Source organism: Arthrobacter sp. B2I5, assembly GCF_030816735.1.
Taxonomy (GTDB): domain Bacteria; phylum Actinomycetota; class Actinomycetes; order Actinomycetales; family Micrococcaceae; genus Arthrobacter.
In genome coordinates, this window is the sequence record NZ_JAUSYF010000001.1 from 3,382,105 (window position 1) to 3,401,793 (window position 19,689).

The 19,689-nt window shown below is 64.5% G+C and carries 20 protein-coding genes; 3 read left to right on the top strand and 17 right to left on the bottom strand.

The annotated features are described in order from the left end of the window. Nucleotides 1-981, bottom strand: coding sequence for a PmoA family protein (locus QFZ60_RS15710; RefSeq protein WP_307091644.1), 981 nt, complete (start codon nucleotides 979-981; stop codon nucleotides 1-3). A 26-nt stretch (nucleotides 982-1,007) separates the two neighbouring features. Then, nucleotides 1,008-2,138, bottom strand: a complete 1,131-nt coding sequence (locus QFZ60_RS15715; RefSeq protein ID WP_307091646.1) for a Gfo/Idh/MocA family protein — start codon at nucleotides 2,136-2,138, stop codon at nucleotides 1,008-1,010. Between the two features lie 242 nt (nucleotides 2,139-2,380). Between QFZ60_RS15715 and QFZ60_RS15720 the strand changes: the two genes are divergently transcribed. After that, complete coding sequence (locus tag QFZ60_RS15720) at nucleotides 2,381-4,759, top strand: glycoside hydrolase family 3 N-terminal domain-containing protein (RefSeq protein ID WP_307091647.1); 2,379 nt, start codon at nucleotides 2,381-2,383, stop codon at nucleotides 4,757-4,759. Nucleotides 4,760-4,762: 3 nt separating this feature from the next. Here the strand turns inward: QFZ60_RS15720 and QFZ60_RS15725 are convergent, their stop codons facing one another. The 6 genes from QFZ60_RS15725 to QFZ60_RS15750 all read right to left on the bottom strand — a co-directional run bounded on the left by QFZ60_RS15725 (nucleotide 4,763) and on the right by QFZ60_RS15750 (nucleotide 12,042). After that, on the bottom strand, nucleotides 4,763-5,452 hold the full coding sequence (locus QFZ60_RS15725) for a DUF624 domain-containing protein (RefSeq protein ID WP_307091649.1): 690 nt from the start codon (nucleotides 5,450-5,452) through the stop codon (nucleotides 4,763-4,765). A 49-nt stretch (nucleotides 5,453-5,501) separates the two neighbouring features. Further along, the gene (locus QFZ60_RS15730) at nucleotides 5,502-7,136 is read right to left on the bottom strand and encodes an extracellular solute-binding protein (RefSeq protein ID WP_142120249.1); all 1,635 of its coding nucleotides are present in this window, start codon (nucleotides 7,134-7,136) and stop codon (nucleotides 5,502-5,504) included. A gap of 6 nt (nucleotides 7,137-7,142) precedes the next feature. After that, nucleotides 7,143-8,012: a carbohydrate ABC transporter permease gene (locus tag QFZ60_RS15735; protein WP_235008953.1), complete on the bottom strand. Its 870-nt coding sequence runs from the start codon at nucleotides 8,010-8,012 to the stop codon at nucleotides 7,143-7,145. 83 nt (nucleotides 8,013-8,095) lie between these two features. Next, nucleotides 8,096-9,076 (bottom strand): sugar ABC transporter permease, encoded by a 981-nt coding sequence (locus QFZ60_RS15740; RefSeq protein WP_307091652.1) that lies wholly within the window; start codon nucleotides 9,074-9,076, stop codon nucleotides 8,096-8,098. Between the two features lie 9 nt (nucleotides 9,077-9,085). Then, nucleotides 9,086-11,140, bottom strand: a complete 2,055-nt coding sequence (locus QFZ60_RS15745; protein ID WP_307091654.1) for a beta-galactosidase — start codon at nucleotides 11,138-11,140, stop codon at nucleotides 9,086-9,088. Between the two features lie 299 nt (nucleotides 11,141-11,439). Next, nucleotides 11,440-12,042, bottom strand: a complete 603-nt coding sequence (locus tag QFZ60_RS15750) for a heme-binding protein (RefSeq protein WP_307091656.1) — start codon at nucleotides 12,040-12,042, stop codon at nucleotides 11,440-11,442. Nucleotides 12,043-12,235: 193 nt separating this feature from the next. Between QFZ60_RS15750 and QFZ60_RS15755 the strand changes: the two genes are divergently transcribed. Together QFZ60_RS15755 and QFZ60_RS15760 are read left to right on the top strand one after the other, a co-directional pair. Continuing rightward, nucleotides 12,236-12,697: a MarR family winged helix-turn-helix transcriptional regulator gene (locus QFZ60_RS15755; RefSeq protein WP_307091658.1), complete on the top strand. Its 462-nt coding sequence runs from the start codon at nucleotides 12,236-12,238 to the stop codon at nucleotides 12,695-12,697. Then, nucleotides 12,694-13,950, top strand: a complete 1,257-nt coding sequence (locus QFZ60_RS15760; RefSeq protein WP_307091659.1) for an MFS transporter — start codon at nucleotides 12,694-12,696, stop codon at nucleotides 13,948-13,950. The genes QFZ60_RS15755 and QFZ60_RS15760 overlap by 4 nt, the downstream gene beginning before the upstream one ends. A 77-nt stretch (nucleotides 13,951-14,027) precedes the next feature. Here QFZ60_RS15760 and QFZ60_RS15765 read toward each other — a convergent pair whose 3' ends face one another. The 9 genes from QFZ60_RS15765 to QFZ60_RS15805 form a co-directional block, all read right to left on the bottom strand. Beyond that, on the bottom strand, nucleotides 14,028-14,309 hold the full coding sequence (locus QFZ60_RS15765) for a hypothetical protein (protein WP_307091661.1): 282 nt from the start codon (nucleotides 14,307-14,309) through the stop codon (nucleotides 14,028-14,030). A gap of 65 nt (nucleotides 14,310-14,374) precedes the next feature. Beyond that, the gene (locus QFZ60_RS15770) at nucleotides 14,375-14,725 is read right to left on the bottom strand and encodes a cupin domain-containing protein (protein WP_307091662.1); all 351 of its coding nucleotides are present in this window, start codon (nucleotides 14,723-14,725) and stop codon (nucleotides 14,375-14,377) included. A gap of 154 nt (nucleotides 14,726-14,879) precedes the next feature. Next, on the bottom strand, nucleotides 14,880-15,269 hold the full coding sequence (locus QFZ60_RS15775; RefSeq protein ID WP_056331924.1) for a VOC family protein: 390 nt from the start codon (nucleotides 15,267-15,269) through the stop codon (nucleotides 14,880-14,882). A 239-nt stretch (nucleotides 15,270-15,508) separates the two neighbouring features. Continuing rightward, a complete protein-coding gene (locus QFZ60_RS15780) occupies nucleotides 15,509-15,832 on the bottom strand; it encodes a hypothetical protein (RefSeq protein WP_307091665.1) in 324 nt (107 codons plus the stop codon). A gap of 62 nt (nucleotides 15,833-15,894) precedes the next feature. Next, on the bottom strand, nucleotides 15,895-16,239 hold the full coding sequence (locus QFZ60_RS15785; protein WP_307091666.1) for an iron chaperone: 345 nt from the start codon (nucleotides 16,237-16,239) through the stop codon (nucleotides 15,895-15,897). A gap of 9 nt (nucleotides 16,240-16,248) precedes the next feature. Beyond that, entirely contained in the window at nucleotides 16,249-16,716 is a 468-nt protein-coding gene (locus QFZ60_RS15790; RefSeq protein ID WP_307091668.1) for an SRPBCC family protein, read from the bottom strand. 31 nt (nucleotides 16,717-16,747) lie between these two features. Next, nucleotides 16,748-17,665: a 2-hydroxyacid dehydrogenase gene (locus QFZ60_RS15795; RefSeq protein ID WP_307091670.1), complete on the bottom strand. Its 918-nt coding sequence runs from the start codon at nucleotides 17,663-17,665 to the stop codon at nucleotides 16,748-16,750. Next, a complete protein-coding gene (locus QFZ60_RS15800; RefSeq protein WP_142120227.1) occupies nucleotides 17,662-18,444 on the bottom strand; it encodes a DeoR/GlpR family DNA-binding transcription regulator in 783 nt (260 codons plus the stop codon). Before QFZ60_RS15800 ends, QFZ60_RS15795 begins: the two co-directional genes overlap by 4 nt. 70 nt (nucleotides 18,445-18,514) lie before the next feature. Beyond that, nucleotides 18,515-19,657, bottom strand: coding sequence for a Gfo/Idh/MocA family protein (locus tag QFZ60_RS15805; protein ID WP_307091672.1), 1,143 nt, complete (start codon nucleotides 19,655-19,657; stop codon nucleotides 18,515-18,517). Nucleotides 19,658-19,689: the final 32 nt, after the last annotated feature.

The following is a 19,689-nucleotide window of genomic DNA, read 5'->3' on the forward strand; positions in this document are numbered from 1 at the left end:
CTACGCCCAGCTGCGAAGCGCTGCCTGTGCAGCATCCGCCAGCGCCTGGGCGCGGTCGGCATCCACGCCGCCGTCGGCAATCACCACGGCGTAGCGGTACGTCAACGGCGCCCCCTCGTGGAGGGGCACCTCCTCGCTGAAGAAGGGGGCCGAGCCCAGGCAGGCGAAGATGGACGACCTGGCGAACCACTGGTTGGGTGCGCCGGGGTTGGTGCTGTCCTCCACGAACGCGATGGTGGAGGACCGGCAGGTGAGGTCATGCGTGCCGGTGAAGGCGATCCATGGTGAGCGGGTGCCCATGAATTCATCCATACCGGTGGCCTCCTGGTTGCGGAACCCGCCGCCGGTGAAGGACCGGGGGCCGCGCCAGAAGAGGCCGCCATATCCGGCGTTGTGCCGGCCTTCCGTGGTGGGGCTGCCGATGCGGATCTCCTCGCCGGAGATATTGCTCATCCTGGTCTCAAAGAGGATGGCGTAGGCCCCTTCGGTTTCGCTGCCGTCCGTCACCGTGTCGTCAAGCAGTTGGAGGCTGAACCGGCGGCTCTCCGCGAGGACCGGTTCCCCTTCCTGTGAGGTCCAGGTCAGGGATTCCGACGCCGTAATGCCGGTGCCGGACTGGTCGATGCCCGTAAAGGACCCATGGGTCATGGCGCCGTTGTTGTCCAGGTTGGCGTACTCAGTGGCGCGTGTGTAGGTGGCCCCGCCCCAGAAGTTGTGCTTACCCACATTGGGCAGCGCCCAGGAGAGTCCCTTGTGCCAGACGTGGTCCCAGGGGCGTGAAATGGTCACTACGTCCCCGCCCAGGGTGGTGAGCGGGTGGAAGAACGGCCGGGGGCTCTCGTACTGTTCGTCCTTCGGCTTGTAGGTATAGGTGGCGACGGGCCGGCCGTTGACACTGAAGGTGAGGGCCGTTCCGTCGTCGTCAAAGCTCAGTTTGGCGGGGGACACGGAAGATCTGGCGGTCGACATGGGGGTGCTCATGCTGGTGGCTCCTTTGGGTGTGGTGTTCAGACAGCGGCGTCGACGGCGGGCCGGTTGAGGGCCGTGGAATCCAGGACCTTCGCGCCCAGCCCGTTGCCGTCCATTCCGCCGTAGAACGGGTGGCCGGAAACAATTTCGCCGCGGCGCACTGCCCGCCCGGTGAAGGCGGAAGCGTAAATGGCGGCTGCGAGCTCCAGGGTTTGCCGTGCCGACGCCGCGTCGGCCGGGAGTGGGAGTGCGGCGTCGAGCGCGTCATACATGGCCAGGAACTGCGCCGAGTGTCCGCTTCCGCGTTCCAAGGGCGCGCCGTTCCAGGCTCCTGCGACCTGGTCCTCATGGCCCGGCGCCGCGGTGATGGTCCAATTGTCTGTGCTGTAGCCGTAGAGGTGGCTCAGTTCCACGGTTGCGAACTCGCAGTCGATCCGGATGTCGGAGGTTTCCCGGGGCGAGAGCAGCGAGTTGATCATGGTGGCCACGGCACCGTTACGGAACCTGACAATGGCGGCGGACAGGTCCTCGGTGGACGTGGCACGCGCCTGCCGGGCGGCGACGGCGGTCACTTCCTCCCATGGCCCCAGCAGGTGCAGGAGCAGATCGAACTGGTGGATGCCGTGGCCCATGGTGGGTCCTCCGCCTTCGGCGTTCCAGGTACCCCGCCACGGCAGGTCCCAGTAGCTGTCCGGCCGATACCAGAGTGTGTCGCATCGTGCCACCAGGGGACGGCCGAACTCACTTCCACCAATAAGTTGCCTCGCCGCGGCAGCTGCATCTCCGAAACGGTGCTGGAATACGCAGGAGAACTGTGCTCCGCCCTTTGCCTGTGCGGTCTCCAGCCGGTCGAAGTCCGCGAGGCTCAGCGCCGGGGGTTTCTCGGATAGGACGTGAACGCCTGCCTCGAGACATTCGATGGCCTGGTCGATGTGGAACATGGGCGGAGTGCAGAGGTGGACGATGTCCGGCCTGGCCTCTGCCAGGAGGCCGCCCAGGGTCAGGTAGGTGCCTGGGATCGCGTGCTTCTCCGCGAACGCGTCCAACCGTCCCTGGTCCACGTCGCAGGCGCCCACGAGTTGTGCCCGGCCGTCCGTTCGGGCCAGGTTGTCCGCATGGACCGCCGCGATCCCGCCGGTTCCGACAATGGCCACTCTGTACGTCCGCATGTTCTCTCCGTCGTTGCAGTGAATGTTGGTAGGTCCGAAGGTGCCGGGTCACTTGCCTCAATGGGGAATGGAAACTTTCCAAGCAGTTCTCAAAGTTTCACTGACCATTCCTGCCTTTTTCACCGGTTCCGCTCTCTAACGTAGGAGCTTTTTTGGGTACGGGTCAATGCCTTTACACCTAGAAACTAACATTAAGTTTCTGATACTTTCTTAGAAAAGTCCTACGAACACAGGAGACGCCCGTGACCAGCGGTGCCGCCGAAAAGCACGTCATCCCCTCACCAACCGTCGGCAAGAACCCCGGTGAACACGCCCAAGGTCCCTCCATTGATGATCTCGTCCTTCACATGACCTTGGAGGAGAAGCTGGCCCAGTTGGCAGGCGTGTGGGTCAACGCGTCCACGGACGGGGACTCTGTGGCGCCGCTGCAGAACGAGATGGCCGGAGATTCCCGCTCCTGGGAGGAGATGATCGCGTCGGGGCTAGGGCAGATCACGCGGATGTACGGCACAGTCCCTTTGGAACCACTTGAGGGTGCCCGGCGGCTTGCCGCGGCGCAGGAACAGATCATGGCTGCCTCCCGTTTCCGGATCCCCGCCCAGGTGCATGAGGAATGCCTGGCCGGCCTGGCTGCATGGAAGGCCACCACTTTCCCCGTCCCGCTGGCGTGGGGCGCCACCTTCAACCCGTCGCTGGTGCGGCGGATGGCCGGGCTCATTGGTGAGCAGATGCGGGCGCTTGGAGTCCACCAGGGACTGGCTCCCGTGCTGGACGTTGTACGCGACCTGCGCTGGGGCAGGGTGGAGGAAACCATCGGCGAGGACCCCTACCTGGTGGGCACGGTGGCCAGCGCCTATGTCTCCGGCCTGGAAGGGGCCGGGATCGTGGCAACGCTCAAGCACTTCGTCGGCTACTCTGCTTCGCGTGCCGGACGCAACCATGCTCCAGTGTCCATGGGCCCGCGCGAGTTGGCGGACGTGATGCTCCCACCGTTCGAGATGGCACTCAAACATGGCGGCGCCCGCTCTGTGATGCATGCCTACACGGACACCGACGGCATCCCTGCAGCCGCCAACCGCGCCCTGCTCACCTCGCTGCTGCGCGAGGAGTGGGGATTCGCCGGCACGGTGGTGGCGGATTACTTCGGCGTCGCTTTCCTGAACGTAACCCACGGCGTGGCCGCCGATTCGGGGGAGGCAGCTGCCCTTGCCCTCACAGCTGGCGTCGACGTGGAGTTGCCAACGGTGAATTGTTACGGCAGGCCACTGCTGGAACGCGTGCGGTCCGGCGAGGTTTCCGAATCCCTGGTGGACACCGCCCTTCGCCGCGTGCTGCGGCAGAAGCAGGAGGCCGGGCTGCTCGCACCGGATTTTGACCCCGCTCCCCCGGTCCTTGCATCCGGAGCCATCGACCTGGACCCGGCCGGCAACCGCGTTTTGGCCCGCGAGCTGGCCGCCCAGTCCCTGGTACTGCTGACCAACAGGATGCACGACGGCGCTCCAAGCCTCCCGCTGCCCGCCCAGGCGCTGGCATCACTTGGCGTGGTGGGACCACTGGCGGAAGATCCGTTCGCCATGCTGGGCTGCTACTCCTTTGACGCGCATGTGGGCGCGTCCCACCCGGACGTACCCATGGGCATCCGGGTTCCCACCGTGGCCGCGGCCGGCAGGGAACGCTTCGGATCATTGCGCAGCGCGGCGACCGGCACCTGCGAGAACATCACCGATGAACAGATTGAGGAGGCCTGCGACATTGCCGCCTCGGTGGACACTTGCGTGATCGTGGTGGGCGACAACGCAGGCCTCTTCGGACGCGGCACATCGGGTGAAGGCAATGACGCAGCGGACCTTCAACTGCCAGGTGACCAGCACCGCATGCTGGACCATGTGCTTTCCGCAGCCCAGGCTGCGGGGACACGCTCCGTCGTCGTGGTCCTCAGCGGCCGGCCGTACGCCCTGGGCGACTTCACGGACCGGGCCGGGGCCATCATCCAGGGGTTTTTCCCCGGCGAGGAGGGAGCGGAAGCGCTTTGGGACGTCCTGACCGGGGCCGTGAACCCGTCCGGCAAACTGCCGGTTTCCGTACCTCGAACCTCCGGCGGACAGCCAGGCACCTATCTGCACAGCCGACTGGCCGGACCATCCGGTGTCAGCGCACTGGACCCTTCGCCATTGTTCGGCTTTGGCCACGGCCTCTCCTACACCTCGTTCGAGTTCTCCGGCCACGCGGCCAGTGCGCCCACCATGTCGACCGCGGATGCCGTCACGGTGGCACTTACGGTGACCAACACCGGCCCGGCCGACGGCGCCGAAGTGGTGCAGCTGTACCTGGAGGACCCGGTGGGCGAGGTGGTCCGGCCGGTCCGCGAGCTGATTGGCTACGCCAGGGTGGAACTGGCTTCCGGCGCATCGGCCCGGGTGGAGTTCAGGGTGCACGCCGACCGCACATCATTTACGGGTGTGGACCTGAAGCGGGTGGTGACGCCGGGCGTGGTGAAACTTCATGTTGCAACCTCCAGCACCGCAGACGTCCACACACACGAGGTAATCCTGCAAGGCGGGCGCCGCGTGGTGGGTTACGGGCGGGAGATGCTGACGCCGGTGACGGTGACGCAGCAATAGGTCCTAGGCAGCGGTGAACTTCTCCTCCACCAGGCGCAGCAGCGGCCGGGAGTTCAGGCACACCAGGAACACCACCGCGCCGCCGAGGACGGGGAGCAGGTACGTGGTGGTCATCAGCAGCAGGGTTGCGGCCAGGAAGAGGATGCCGGCGTTGCCCAAGGAGACGCGTTTGCTTGCACTGAAGCTGTACAGGGACAGACGGTAAATGTCCCTGGTTCGGAACGAAAAGCGGGACAACAGCAGCAGCGCGTTCAGGCCCGCGGTGGCCACGAGCAGCCCGAGGACCAGCAACGCCAGCCGCAGGGCCGGTTCGACGGGATTGGCAGAACCCAGCAGGAAGGGCAGCCCTGCCAGGTTGACGCCGACCACGGCCAGGACCAGCAGGTAGGGCATCCAGATCTTGACGGCCGGGCCGGCATTCATCCGGTAGCCCCGCAGGAAGTCCGGGTACACCCCGGTCTCCTGCCCGGCCAGCAGCCGGTTGAACGCATACATGCATGCGACCAGGGCCGGTCCCGCCGGGAGGAGGGCGACGACGGGCAACCACGCCCCAACGAGTGGCACCGCGGGCAGCGCCACCAGCAGCAGTGCGTTGGCGAGCACCAGCAGCGCCGAGCCCACCATCACGCCGGCCACGGTGCCGGCCGCCCTGAACAGGGGGCCGGCACCGTACTCCGCCTTCTTCTGAACCACTGACTGCCTTTCGGTCACTGCTGACAGCCCGCGGCCGCCGTCGTACGCCCTACTTCTTGTCGGCGTATGCCTTGTAGGCCTTGTTGGCCAACTCTACGTACTTGCCCATGCCCTTGCTGTCCAGCTCCTTGACGTAGGCGTCGAATTCGGAGAGGCTTCGCTGGCCCGTGATGAACTTCAGGGTGTTCTGCTTGACGTGGTCCTTCAGGGGCGTGAGGGTCAGTGTTGCCTGTTCCCGATCGGTGTCGCTGAACGGCACGGGAGGGGCAACGGGCCTGGGCTTCTTGCTCTTCATGGCCTTTTGGAATGCCAGCTCCTCCTCGTTGAAGGTGGACTGGAGCAGGTCCGTGGTGCCGCCGTAGGCGAAGTTGCCGCCCGAAAAACCGTAATCCACGCGCAGGTCCTTGGTTCCCGCCGGATTCAGACCCTGGAAGTTGATGTCCTTGGCCAGGACGCGCTTGCCCCCTTCCTTGTTGTAGGTGGTGCCCTGCACGCCCCACTTGGCGAACTCCTGGCCTTCGTCGCTGTAGAACAGCCAGTCGATGTACTGCATCAGCGCCACGAAGCTGTCCTTGTCCTTGACGGATGAGTTCAGCATGATGCCGTTTTCCAGCCGGGAGCCGCCGATGATGTCGCCGGCCGGACCACCGGGCACCGTGATCTTGCGGACGGCGAAGTTGCCCTTGCCCAGGGACTGTTCCATCGAGGTGCGGTACGTGATGACGTTCTGGGAGTTGGCGCTGATAACGAACGACTTGCCGGACGTGAACTTCTGGATGGCAGCGTCATCGGTCTGGGTGAAGCTTTCCGGGTCCATCAGGCCCTCTGAGACCAGGGAGTTGAAGTAGGTCACCAGGTCCTTGAACTGGCTGCTGCCGGCACCGAAGGCGAATTCCTTCTTGCCCTCATCGAACGTCAGGCCGTCCACCAGGCCCCATCCTGCGACGGTGCCAAACGCGGTACCGGCAATATTCAGCACGCTGTTGCCGTTGAACCGGTCGGAGAACGGCACCACGTCGGGATGGTTCTTCTTGAGTTTGCGCAGCACCTCGCGGAACTCGTCCCAGGTCTTGGGCTCGGCAATGCCGTCCTTTTCCAGTATGTCGGTCCGGAAGGCCAGGGTGTAGTCCGGCCAGAGTTCCTCGTGCAGGCCGGGCAGGACATAGTACTTGCCGTCCTGCTGGGTGAGGCCGGCGATCTCAGGTTCCAGCTTCCACTTCTTGATCTTGTCCTGGTAGTGCGGCATGAGGTCCACGTAGTCACTGACCGGAAGGACGGCGCCGGAGGACACATATGCGCTCTCCTGTCCCGGGTAGGTCTTGGCGATGATCTCCGGAGCCTTGCCGGAGCTGATCAGCAGGCTGCGCTTCTGTTCGTAGTCACTGTTGGGGACGATGGTGGGTTCCAGCGTGACGTTGTTGTCGCTGGCCATCTTGGTGAACAGCAGCCAGTCCTTCTTGTACGGATAGGTGGGCTGGTCACTGAACAGAAAGGTGAAGCTCAGCGGGGTCGTCGCCTTGAACGTATCCCCCAGGCCGAAGCTGTCCATCGCGCCATTGCGGGCCTTGGAGGTGTCGGCCTTGCTGCCGGAATCGGAGTCACACCCCGCCATCACCAGGCCGAAGGCTGCGAGCGCGGACAGGCCGAGGAAGTCTCGTCTGCGGATCATGGGTTTTCCTTTCATAACGGGTTATTCCTTGACGGAGCCGAGCATGACGCCCGAAAAGAAGTACTTCTGGACAAACGGGTAGACGCAAAGGATGGGGATGACGGTCAGGACGATGGTGACCGACTGGATGTTCGCGGCGATCTGGCCCACGTTCTCGGCCGTACCGCCGGCAGAGCCTGCCGTGGTGACGCCGGCAATCATGTTTCGGAGGTAGATGGTCACCGGGAACAGGTCCGGGTTGTCCAGGTAAAGGAACGCCTGGAACCAGGAGTTCCAGTTGGCTACGGCGTAAAACAGGACCATGGTGGCCACGATGGCCTTGCTCAGGGGCAGGACCACCTTGAAAAGCACGCCGTACTGGGTGAGGCCGTCAATGGCCGCCGCTTCCTCCAGTTCCCGCGGCATGTTTTCGAAGAAGGACTTCATGATGAGCAGGTTGAAGACGCTGATGGCATTGGGCAGCACCACGGCCCAGAGGGTGTCCCGCATTCCCAGCGAGGTGATGAGCACATAGTTGGGGATCAGTCCGCCGTTGAAGAACATGGTGAACACCGCGATGCCGATGAACACGCTGCGGCCCTTCAGGTCCTTCTTGGCAATGGCGTAGGCGAAGCTGGTGGTGAGCACCATCGAGATGGCTGTTGCCACCACTGTGTACAGGACCGTGTTGCCGTAGTTCCGCCAGAACGTCGAGTCGGCCAGGATCAGCTGGTACGTCTCGGTGTTAAAGCCCATGGGGAACAGGTTGACCTGGCCGGCGTTGATGAACCCCTCGCTGGAGAAGCTTTGCGCCAGGATGTTCAGGAACGGATACACGGTCAGGAACACCACCACCAGCAGGAAGGCCAGGTTCACCACGCGGAACACCTGCATGCTTCGTGAAACCTTCATGTCCTTAATCAGGACACCGGTGTCCTTTGGTGCTGCTTTCACGCCGGTTGCTTTCACGGCAGTCCCTTTCACAGTTGCCCCCTTCACCAGAGGCTCGTTCCTGCGAGCCGCTTGGAAATGGCGTTGGCGGAGAGAATCAGCGTGAGGCCGATGACGGATTCGAACATGCCGATCGCCGCTGCATAGCTGAAGTTGCTGGATTCCAGGCCCACCCGGTACAGGTAGGTGGAGATGACGTCGGAGGTCTCGTAGTTCAGCGGGTTGTAGATGAGCACGATCTTCTCGAAACCCACGGCCATGAACGTGCCGATGTTAAGGATCAGCAGGGTAATGATGGTGGGCCGGATGGCAGGCAGGGTCACATGCCAGGTCTGCTGCCAGCGGTTCGCGCCGTCAATCCGGGCCGCCTCATACAGGGACTCGTCCACCCTGGTAAGGGCCGCCAGGTAGAGGATGGCGCCCCAGCCCATGGTCTGCCAAACCTCCGAACTGATGTACATGGGCCGGAACCAGGCGGCGTCCTGGGTGAAGTTCACCGTGGTGCCGAACACCGTGTTGGCGATCTGGTTCACCGTGCCCGTCATGGAGAAGTTCTGCAGGATCATGCCGGCGATGATCACCACGGACATGAAGTGCGGCAGGTACGCCACGGTCTGGACGAACTTCTTGAACTTCTGCGAGCGCAGTTCGTTGAGCATCAGCGCGAAAATTATGGGCATGGGAAAGCAGAACAGCAGCGTCAACACACCCAGGATGATGGTGTTCTGGAATGCCTGCCAGAAGCTGGGATCGTCGATGAACAGGGTGACGTATTTCAGGCCCACCCATTTCTCACCGAAGATGCTCCCGCCGGGCTGGAACTGCCGGAAAGCGATCACGTTGCCGGCCATGGGCAGGTACCGGAAGATGGCGAAGTAGGCCAGCGGCAGCAGCACCAGGGTGTAGAGCCGCCAGTCCCGTTTGATGGCCAGCTTCCAGCCGCCGGGTTTGTTCCGCGGTTTGTCGGTTCCCGCGTCGGCGTCCGCGGAGGCCGCCTCGGGAGGTACTTCCAATCGCATGGCCATGACTGCCTCCTACCGGCCCGTTCCTGCGGTTGCGTCGTTTATGGGTTTTTCCTCCAGCACCAGGACGCCATTGGCGGCGAGTTCCACTGTGCCGGTGATGTCCGCTCCGGTGAGCCGGTCTCTGCCACCTGACTTCACGTCCACCCTGGCGGGTGCGTCGTTGTGGTTCAGGACCAGCAGGAAGCTGCGTCCGTTGCCGGCACGACGGCGGGCCTGCACTCCCAGCGGCGCGTCGAGTTCGGGACGGATCCCCGCGGCGCTGCATTCGGCGTCGAGCAGTTCCGCCAGGAAGGTGCTGTCCACGCGGGCTGAGAGGTACAGGGCCGTACCGGCGCCAAAGCTGTTACGTGTGACAGCGGGCGAGCCGTCCAGCCGGCCGGAGGCGTAGCTCGCTATTACGTCCGCCGTGGTGGTGTGCAGGTGTTCGGTCCAGTAATCCGCTGAGGCCGTGCCGCCGTCGGTTGTTGAAAGCTTGACTGCCTCGCCCTCACCGGACAGCGGATGCATCTCCTCACTCCAGGCCCCCAGGACGTTGCGCAGCGCTCCGGGGTAGCCACCCAGGCGGATGGTGTTGTCCGGGTCCACAATGCCGGAGAGGTAGCTGGCCACCAGATGGCCGCCGCCGGCAACGTAGTCCTCAAACCGGTTCACAGACTCGTCGGTCAGCAGGTACGACGCCGGCAGGACCACCAGAGTGTACTGGCTGAGGTCGCTCTTGGTGTCCACGAAGTCCACGGGAATATTGGCGTCGAAGAAGTGCCGGTAAAGGCGGAGGACTTCCTGGGTGTAGTTCAGGTCAGAGCGCGGGGAATTACCCAATTCCAGGGCCCACCAACAGTCCCAGTCGAAGACAAGGGCCACCTTGGCGCTGGAGCGGGTCCCTGTGATGCTGCCCAGGCCCTTGAGTTCCTGGCCCAGTTCGCACACTTCCCGGAAGATGCGGGTATTGGGTCCGGCGTGGTTGACCATGCCCGAGTGGAAGCGTTCGGTGCCGCCACTGGCCTGGCGCCACTGGAAGAAAAGAATGGAATCAGCCCCCTGGGCGAGGGCCTGGTAGGAACCCAGCCGCATCTTGCCGGGGAGTTTGGAGACATTGACCGGCCATTGGCTGACTGCCCCGGTGGCCTGCTCCATCACCAGAAAGGGCTGGCCGCGGCGAAGGGAACGCATCAGGTCGAAGTTCAGGGCCGCAGCCACGTGGGCGTCTTCTTCGCGTGGGTCCGGATAGATGTCCAGGGCGGCAGCGTCTTCCTCGGCAGCCCAGGCCCAGTAATCGTTGTTCTTGTAGAAGCGCATGAAGTTGGTGACGATCGGCAGGTCCGGCGTGTACCGGCGCAGGATGTCCCGTTCGGCCTTGTAATGCTCCAGCATGCTGTCTGAGGTGAAGCGGTGGTAATCCAGGCGGCGGGACGGGTTGGACCAGGTGCGGGGCTGGGCAGGGGCGTTGACCTGTGACCAGTCGGAGTAGCGCTGGCCCCATACATCGGTGCTCCAGGCGCGGTTCAGGTTTTCCAGGTCCCCGTATTTTGCCTGCAGCCATGACCGGAAGGCGCGGTCTGCGTGCGGGCCGTAGGACACCGGCCCGTATTCATTGTTGACATGCCACATGCACAGGGCCGGATGGGCAGCGTAGCGCTCCCCCATCTTCTCCGCCATGGCCAGGGACTTTTCCCGATAGACAGGGTGGGAGACATCGAAGTGCTGCCGGGAGCCGAAACCAAAAGTGGAACCGTCCGCCAGGACCGGCAGGATGTCCGGGTGCCGGGTGATCAGCCAGGCCGGCGGGACGGCGTCCGGAGTGGCCAGGTCCACGCCTATCCCGTTCGCATGCAGCAGGCCCATGATCTCGTCCAGCCAGCCAAAGTCGTAGACGCCGTCCTCCGTTTCAAGACGGCTCCAGGAAAAGACGGCCAGCGTGACCAGGTTGACGCCCGCTTCCTTCATGAGGCGGACATCCTCGTCCCACACCTCGCGGGGCCACTGTTCGGGGTTGTAGTCGCCCCCATAGGCGATGCCGCCCAGCCGTTGGTGCAGGTGTTTGAGGCGGTGTTCCGAGGTACTCATGCTGTGCTCGCTGGTCATCATCGTCCTTTGGTTGGCATGTTGGCCGCGGGCTCCCACCAGTGCGACCTGCATCACAGTGAGAAACTATCGTAAAGTTTCAGCAATAACAACAGGAAAAAAGAAGTGGGAGAAGACTCCTAAGCGCAGGCCGCGGCAGACGAAGGCGCAGAAAAACAGCATGAAAGGACCCTGAATGGGAATGGTGACGTTAGGGGCAGACCTGTCCTGCCGCCGATCTTTCCGGAGCATAAAGGAAAGTATCGGATTGGGGTGGGATGAAAGGGCCCCGCTACTTCCGGCTAGGCGCGCGGCGCCGCTCCACCAGGTGCAGGCTCGAGCACATCCTGGACCACTTCGTTGTGCCGCAGGAACCACGGCTTGAACGGCGGGTCGAAACGGGCGAACCTCGGCGCACCAGCAGGCGACAGCCCGGCCAGGGTGAGCGCCGCCTGCAGTCCCTCGTTGCGCTTCTGGAAGGCCGCTGCGGACCCGCTGCCCGAGAAACCCAGGACTGCGGCAAGGGAACCAGGCACAGCACGTACCCTGACCCTGGGATCCGTAGGTACTGGAGCAGTTTCAGCAGTCACTCCAGCCGGAAGAACGAAGGCCACCGAAAATTCGGCGGGCGCCGAAGACCCGGGCAGCGGGCCGCTCTGGATCACCGGGGCGGTCATGGCCAACTTCTGTGGTCCCGGCTCCTGGAGCACCGGGGCGGTCATGGCCAACTTCTGCCGGGCAGCATTGTTGCCGCTGATGTAGTTGAAAAGATGCCGGAAGGCGGCGTTGCCGGCGCGGTCAAAGTCCGCCGTGACCGTCACTTCGGCCACGGCGTACTCCGGATACCGGCGCAGTTCGAAATGCGGATAGCGCCGGATCAACTCATAGGGCTGCTGCTCGGTCATGGTGGACAGAGCCTACGCCCGCGAAGCCTGAGTGGCCAGAGCCGGGGGCACGGCCATCACCCCCGCGGCTCACGGAAAATGTTGCCAAACCCACTCCACCGACTGTTGCCCAATGATAAGCAAGCGGACCATAATAGTTAGCAGAACTAATTAGCACTGCTAAGGAACGTCAACAGGAGGCGCACCCGAATACATGTCCCCTACCGAAACGAAGAACAAGACAGCTGCAGACCCCACCGCCCCGGACACCCTCGCCATCGATCTCCGCACCGCCGTGATGCGCACGTCCCGCAGGCTCCGCGTCGAGGCAACCGGTGACATCATCACCCCGGGCCAGTACACCGTCCTGGCCTTGCTGAACGGCAGCGGCCCCAGCACCTTGCGGGCACTTGCGGAAAGTGAACACGTCCAGGCGCCGTCCATGACAAGGATCGTCAACGCGCTCGCCGACCAGGGCTTTGTTACCAGAAGCGCCGACCCCGACGACGGCCGGCAGGTCCGCGTGGACATCACCGACGCGGGAAGGGCGGTCCTCGCGGAAGCACGCAACCAGCGCACGGCCTGGCTGGCCCAGCGCGTGGCCGGGCTCAGCGAGGAAGACCGGCTCACCCTCAGCCGGGCGGCCCGCATCATGCAGGAAATGAGCGGCAAATGAGTGCGATGTTCCGGGCCCTCGAGAACCCCAACTACCGCATCTGGGCCAGCGGCGCGATCGTCTCCAACATCGGCACCTGGATGCAGCGCGTGGCCCAGGACTGGCTGGTCCTGACCGTCCTCACCGACCACTCCGGCGCCGCCGTCGGCCTCACCACGGGCCTGCAGTTCCTGCCCATGCTGCTGTTCGGCCCCTACGGCGGTGTGCTCGCCGACCGGTACAGGAAGCGCATCATCCTCATGTGGACGCAGCTGGCCATGGCGTTCACCGGCCTCGCCATCGGCCTCCTGGTGGTCACCGGGACCGCCCAACTGTGGCACGCGTACGTGGCGGCCTTCTGCCTGGGCGTCGCCAGTGCGGTGGACGCGCCCGCGCGCCAGGCCTTTGTCTCGGAACTGGTGGGGCAGGAGAACATCTCCAACGCGGTGGCATTGAACTCCGCATCCTTCAACACCGCCCGGCTCACCGGCCCCGCCATTGCCGGGGTACTTATCGCCTGGGTGGGTACCGGCCCGGTGTTCCTGCTGAACGCGGCGAGCTTCGCGGCAGTCCTGGTCTCGCTGTTCCGGATCCGCGTCAGCCAGCCCGCCACGCCCGCAAAAGGCGACCGGAACAAGCACCAGGTGGCCGAGGGTGTCCGGTATGTGCGCCGCCGGCCGGACCTGATGCTGATCATGGTCCTGGTGGGCATCCTGGGCGCATTCGGCATGAACTTCCCCGTCATCAACTCCCTGATGGCCACCACCGAGTTCCGCATGGGCCCCAGCGAATTCGGGCTTCTGGGGTCAATCATGGCGGTGGGAACGCTGGCCGGGGCCCTCCTGGCGGCACGCCGGTCCCGTCCGCGGCTGAGGTTCCTGCTGGGCGGCGCGCTGGGGCTGGGTATTTTCACGATCCTGGGCAGCGTGGCCCCTTCTTTCTGGGTCTACGCCATCATCCTCATTCCCGTAGGGCTGGCATCCATCACCTTCCTGAACAGCTGCAACACCAGCATCCAATTATCCGTGGAGCCAGAGTTCCGCGGGCGCGTGCTGGCCCTGTACCTGGCCATCCTGCAGGGCGGCACCGCCCTGGGTTCGCCGCTGGTCGGTTGGATCGGAAGCCAGTTCGGCGCCCGCTGGTCCGTGGCCTGCGGTGGAGTCGTGGTGCTGCTGGCCGGCATGGCGGCCGTTTTTGCGGTCACCAGGCGGAACCGGCTCACCCTCCTGGGCGCGTTGCGGATGGCGCTGGGACGCCGCGAGCCCGCCGTTTGACGTGCGGCGGGCTCGTGGTTCTCTGTTTTGGCCGTGGGCCGGTCCCCCAACATCACGCGTCGCCGGCCCACGGCGGTCTAGTCGCCTGGGGTGGGCGGAAGCGCCGAGCGGCGCATGAGCTCGTCCTCAACGAGGCATCGGAGGGCGTAGGACTGGTCCGGTTCCAGGGAGACATCGCAGTCTTCGAGTGCGTGCCGCAGCAGGAGCAGATCGGCGGCCGGAACGAGCGGCCAGCGGCGGAAGGCATGGAACACCCTGCCCTGTGCGTGGGCGCCGGCACGAATGGTTCCGGCAGGTGGTCGGTCAGCAGCGGCGTCCATCATCAGCTCCCATGAGTAACTTGCCAGCTGACTGCTCAACCACGGGTATGGACAAGATACCCAGAACAAAGCCGTTAGGCCACCGGTTTCTACAACCCGTGGATTTATGACGGAGGCTTGTTGACGATGTCCACGGAGATTTCCACCGCCGGAACCGTTCCCCGGTTCTCCAACCAGTGGTTGGTGTTCCGGTCCTCGGGCCAGCCCACTCCGGGCCCGTATTCCCGGGCCTCGCCATCGCGGTGGTCGGTGATGGATCCCTGCAGGATGTACACAGTGCCGGGCCGCCCCACGTGGTCATGCAGGGGACCGAAGACCCCGCCGGGCTCGATCGTGACCCTCCGCATCCGCAATTGCCGGCCTTCCATTCCTTCGATTTCGCCGTCAAGGTCAACGGTCGCCAGCAACTCCACCGAGACGCCTTTAGTCTCCGGCGTCACTTCTTCCACACCCATGCCCGTGCCTTCCTTTAAGGCCGCTTACGACGGCGGCGCCGGCCTGCCGCTGCCAGGCACCCGGGTGCGGGTGCTTTAGGCGGCAAGTGCCGGCGTCGTCATTCTGTCTGTGCTGCCAGGTGTTCGAGTATGCGCCTGGTGGCGGGGGGGTTGGCTACGTGACGGGGATGGAGGAAATGTTCAGGATGTTGCCCTCGCTGTCGAGGAACCACGCACCCTTCCCCATGCCTTCCATGGTCGCGATGCCGTTCTCGGTTTTGAGCCCCGGCATGTCGTACTCTTCAAAGACGACGCCGCGGCTCCGCAGCTCTTCAACTTCCCGTTCCACGTCTTCGGCTCCCCAGCCCATCTGCGTGTTCTTCGCCGAACCGGCATTGTCCGTCCGGTAGAGCAGGAACCCGGTACCGTTGCCGCACTGGTAGACCAGGTTGTCGTTGTCAATGGTTTGGGTGGGTTCGAGGCCCAGCTTGTCCCGGTAGAACTCCCTTGCCCTGTCAATGTCCTTTGCGGGCAGTACAGGCATGACTTGCAGATCCTTGAGCATGACGGACTCCTTGTGCGTTAATGGCGTTGCTCTCCCCCTGAACCAGTCCGGCCGTGCCCCGCCGGGCCTCGTGGCCGTCCTTCCCGCCGATTGCCGGGGCGGCCGCCTGGAACCTCTGGCTCCGCCGTGGCACAGGACAGCGGCGGGAGGTTCCCGAAGTCTACGAGGCCATTATGGAACCGAATGCGCCGGGGCGATATAGGGGATTTTTTGACCGTCACCGGGCACGTGGCGGGGGCCTATTTCCGGGCGGCCCGCACCGCTCTACGCATCGCCGCACCGGCGACAGAGACCAAGGGGACGAGGAACACCAGCATGGCGATGGTGTTGGGGCGGAAAGCAGCGCGTCCATTAACCGTCCGGTACACCCCCAGCGGAACCACAAAGCCGCCGCCCCCGCCGCCAGATGCGCCCTGGTCCGACTCCGTACCGCCGCCGAAGCCGAAGGACACCAGCGCCACCGGCACGATGTCCTCCCCGCCCAGGTTCACTGGCGGGCGGTATGCGCGGGCAACGCCCATGTTCTTGAAGGAGTCTGCAAGGGACGCGAGAGTGTCAGCCATGGCAACAGGCTAGGCATGCAGGCACCGCGCGGGAAGGACCATAGGTCCCGCCTGCAGCACTGCTACTTCCGGATTTCGGCGATCCGCAGCCGGACGATGTCCGCCAGCACGTCGTCGGGTACGGGGTGGTCCGCGGTGAAGCGGATGGTTCCCTTGGACAGCGAGTACCCCTCGAGCCGGTCCGCCACCGCCTCCACCACGGTGGAGGAGAACGGAAAGATCGAGAGGTGCCTTGCCGTGGCTATGGCGGCCACCAGTGGTTTTCCGTCCAGCTTGAGGGCGGGCATGCCGTAGCTCATGCCCTCCGTGGCGTCGGGCGCCAGGGACCGCGCAAGCTCCACCACGTGCTGCAGGCAGCTGCGGTCCGGTTCCTCAACCTGGGACAGCGCCTGGTCCACAGCGCCCACCTGGACGCCTCAGCTCTTCCGTGCCGCAACGGTGGAAGCCAACGCTGCGAGTCCCCGCTCGAAGTCGCCACCCACCATCTTGTCCATGTTCATGAACAGCGCGAACACCCTGCCCAGGCCCTTGTTCTCCCCGGTCATCCGCCAAGTCACCTCGGTGCCGCCCTGGACAGGGGTGAAGCTGAACGTAGTGGGATTCAGTGCCTTGAAGGGCCTGGTGAACTGCAGCCGGATCCGGACCAGGCTCGAAGGCAGGGACTCCTCGATCTCCATGGTGCCGCTGCCCGCCTTGCGGTTGCCGCTCCATTCGTACCCGGCCCCCGCACCGGAGTCACTGCCGAAGTAGCGGCGGCTCATGCCGGGGTCGATCGTTTCCCAGGGGGACCATGCGGTCCATTCGTGGAAGTTGTTGACCAGCGGAAAAATCTCTTCGGCGGCGGCAGGGATGACGGTACTGCGGCGGACTTCAAATGTGGACATGGGCCAAGCATAGGGGCCGGAGCCGCAGCGGTTAAGGAAGGACCACGTTCACCGGGTCCTTGCCCTCCAGCAGCAGACCGATCTGCTTCCGGAGCAGCCGGACCATCCGGGGGAACATGGCCGAGCTGGCGCCGCCCACGTGCGGAGTGATGAGCACGCCGGGGGTTGTCCACAAGGGATGGTCAGCGGGCAGCGGTTCGGGATCGGTGACGTCCAGCGCTGCCCGGAGGCGTCCGCTGGACGTCTCGGCCAGCACCGCCCCGGTGTCCGCTACCGGACCGCGGGCCACGTTGACCAGCAGGGCGCCGTCCGGCATGGCAGCCAGGAACTTCGCGTCCACCAACTGCTGGGTGTCTTCGCTCAGGGGGACGCTGACCACCACGATCTCGTGGAGCGGCAGCTGGTCGTAGAGCGAGTCGATTCCGAGGATGGTGCCGCGCTCATCGTCCCGGGCGCGGCTGGCCATCCGGGTGACCTCGGTTTCGAACGGCAGGAGCCGGGCCTCGATGGCCTTGCCCACTCCGCCGTAACCCACCAGCAGCACGCGCCGGTCGGCCAGGCTGGGCCGCTGGCTGTTGTCCCAGGCACCAGCCTCCTGGTTACGGACAAAGTCCGGAATGCCGCGCTGGGCGGCAATCATCATACCCACGGCGAGTTCCGCCGTCGACGTTTCATGGACTCCCGCCGCATTGGCGAAGGTGACCCCTGGCGGCAACACCGAGGCGACGCCGTCGTACCCGATGGACTGGCTCTGGACCAGCCCGACGTCGACGCCCTCCAGCGCGGCGAGCGCGGTCGGTTTGCCCATGTACCCGGGCACGAGCAGGTCCAGCCGACCTTCCGGCGCCGGCCCGGTCAGGTCCCAGAGGACAAAGTCGACGCCGTCCATCGGCGCCAGTGCGTCCATCAGGTTCCGGGCGGGCAGGCAGACGCGCAGGCGGGCGGTCATGCGGCCACCATCAGCTTGACGTTGGCGGCCCTCAAGGCATTCTCGATTTCCTGCGGCGGCGGCGCATCCGTCACCAGGATGTCCACGGCGTCGAAACCCTCCAGCCGCGCCAGTGCGTACCGCAGCATCTTCTGATGGGTTGCCACCACCACCACCTGTTCCGCTGAATTCATAAGGGCGATCTTAGTGGCGCGCTCAACATCGCGCTCAATGTAGAAGGCCTCATCATGGATGCCACTGACTCCGATGAAGGCTGTCTTGGCACGCAGCCCGGCGGCGGCGCTGATGGTCATGGGGCCGTTGAATGCCTGACTGTCCAGCAGCAACTCCCCACCCAGGCAGATGGTGCGTGCCGCCGTCAGCTGCAGGCAGCGCTGAATGGCGGGCGCGGAGTGCGTGATGATGGTGCCGGTGAAGGACGTGGGCAGTTCCTGCGCGATCTGGTAGGTGGTGGTGCCGGCATCGAGGATGATGGCATCCCGCTCGCCCACCAGCGATAGACAGGCGCGGGCCACCCGCAGCTTCGCGTCGGCGTCCTCACGGACGCGCGCCGCGAAGTTTGCGTTCTGCCCATGCCCGTCCACGGCACTAACGCCACCGTGGACCACCCGGGCCAGTCCACGCCTGGACAAGACGCGGGTGTCCCTCCGCACGGTCATGTCGGAAACGGCAAATGTCTCCGCCAGGTCGTTCGTCGAAATGAACCCCCTCCGGCCCAGCTCGTCCAGGATGGTGCGCTGGCGGGGTGTCAGCGGCGCCTCTTCATGTGCGGTACTCATCGGCCGTTCTCCCTCCCCAATGCGCCGGGCAGGAGCCTGGCGGGATGTTGCAATTCCAACACGTATCTTCTTACGAACGTACCCCGACGGCGGCAGTGCCAAGCTCAACGGGGCGGCCCTCCGTAATAGAACGTTCAGCAGCGAGGCCCATCCGAACGGACTGCAGGCCGTCCGCCACAGTGACCTCCACCGGACCTTCACCGAGGATGGCCTTCCGGAAGCCCAGGTGCTCATAGTAGGTGGAGCCGTGGTGCGCGCCGGCCGCCAGGACAGCCTCATCGACCGGAACCTCATGCTTTTCGGGGCCCAGCGGGGACCGTGGGCTGAATTCAACAGTCGCCTCAGCCTCATCTCCGGGAATCCAGTGGTTGGCGGCTACCGGGATGAGGGTTTCAATCTTGGCAGCGTCCCCCACGATGGAGATCCGTTCCTGGAACTTGGATCCTTCGGCAAACATGGACAGCTCCAGCATGGCCCTGCGACCGCCCTTGAAGTCGACGATCACGTAAGCGTTGTCCACCATGTCCGAGACCCGGCCTTCGTAGACCTCGTCCATGTGGTTCACATCATGGCCGCCGCTGGCATAGACCCGTACCGGCTCGTCCTGCAGGATCAGCCGCATCAGGTCGAAGAAGTGGCAGCATTTTTCCACCAGAGTGCCGCCGGTCCGTTCGGAGAAGCGGTTCCAAGCGTCCACCTTGTGCAGGAACGGGAAGCGGTGTTCCACGATGGAGAGCATGTGGATATTGCCAAGCCTGCCGCCGTGGGCCGCCTGGATGATCTCCTGCACCGGCGGCATATACCGGTACTCCATGGCAACCCATACGGGTGCGGAGTAGTTGGCGGCCAGCACCTCAAGTTCGTCTGCCTGCTCCGCGCTGGTGCACACGGGCTTCTCCACTAGCACGGGCAGGTTGGTTCCGCTGGCGAAAATGTCCTTGAGGATGCCCAGGTGGGTGTCGTTGGGGCTGGCGATCACGAGGGCGTCCACCAGCCCTGATGCCAGCAGTTCCTGATGGGAAGGAAATGTCTGGACCTCATAGCCGATCTCCTTGACCGTCTCCTCCAGGGACGACGGCGTGGGATCCGAAACTGCGGTGATCTGGCTTCCCGGGATCAGGGCAAGGTTCCTGACATGTTCACGGGCCATGTGGCCGGCTCCGATGAGGCCGTACCGGATTGTCCGTACTGATTCCGCAGTAGGCAATGACATGAGCTGCTCCGTTTCTCTAAGTTGAGTGGGGG

Coding starts and splice junctions, on each gene's coding strand:
- QFZ60_RS15800 (WP_142120227.1), bottom strand. CDS start 18,444: ATGAGTACCGCACATGAAGAGGCGCCGCTGACACCCCGCCAGCGCACC.
- QFZ60_RS15740 (WP_307091652.1), bottom strand. CDS start 9,076: ATGGCCATGCGATTGGAAGTACCTCCCGAGGCGGCCTCCGCGGACGCC.
- QFZ60_RS15770 (WP_307091662.1), bottom strand. CDS start 14,725: ATGGGTGTGGAAGAAGTGACGCCGGAGACTAAAGGCGTCTCGGTGGAG.
- QFZ60_RS15760 (WP_307091659.1), top strand. CDS start 12,694: ATGAGTGCGATGTTCCGGGCCCTCGAGAACCCCAACTACCGCATCTGG.
- QFZ60_RS15790 (WP_307091668.1), bottom strand. CDS start 16,716: ATGTCCACATTTGAAGTCCGCCGCAGTACCGTCATCCCTGCCGCCGCC.
- QFZ60_RS15755 (WP_307091658.1), top strand. CDS start 12,236: ATGTCCCCTACCGAAACGAAGAACAAGACAGCTGCAGACCCCACCGCC.
- QFZ60_RS15780 (WP_307091665.1), bottom strand. CDS start 15,832: ATGGCTGACACTCTCGCGTCCCTTGCAGACTCCTTCAAGAACATGGGC.
- QFZ60_RS15735 (WP_235008953.1), bottom strand. CDS start 8,012: ATGAAGGTTTCACGAAGCATGCAGGTGTTCCGCGTGGTGAACCTGGCC.
- QFZ60_RS15715 (WP_307091646.1), bottom strand. CDS start 2,138: ATGCGGACGTACAGAGTGGCCATTGTCGGAACCGGCGGGATCGCGGCG.
- QFZ60_RS15730 (WP_142120249.1), bottom strand. CDS start 7,136: ATGAAAGGAAAACCCATGATCCGCAGACGAGACTTCCTCGGCCTGTCC.
- QFZ60_RS15795 (WP_307091670.1), bottom strand. CDS start 17,665: ATGACCGCCCGCCTGCGCGTCTGCCTGCCCGCCCGGAACCTGATGGAC.
- QFZ60_RS15745 (WP_307091654.1), bottom strand. CDS start 11,140: ATGAGTACCTCGGAACACCGCCTCAAACACCTGCACCAACGGCTGGGC.
- QFZ60_RS15750 (WP_307091656.1), bottom strand. CDS start 12,042: ATGACCGAGCAGCAGCCCTATGAGTTGATCCGGCGCTATCCGCATTTC.
- QFZ60_RS15775 (WP_056331924.1), bottom strand. CDS start 15,269: ATGCTCAAGGATCTGCAAGTCATGCCTGTACTGCCCGCAAAGGACATT.
- QFZ60_RS15710 (WP_307091644.1), bottom strand. CDS start 981: ATGAGCACCCCCATGTCGACCGCCAGATCTTCCGTGTCCCCCGCCAAA.
- QFZ60_RS15805 (WP_307091672.1), bottom strand. CDS start 19,657: ATGTCATTGCCTACTGCGGAATCAGTACGGACAATCCGGTACGGCCTC.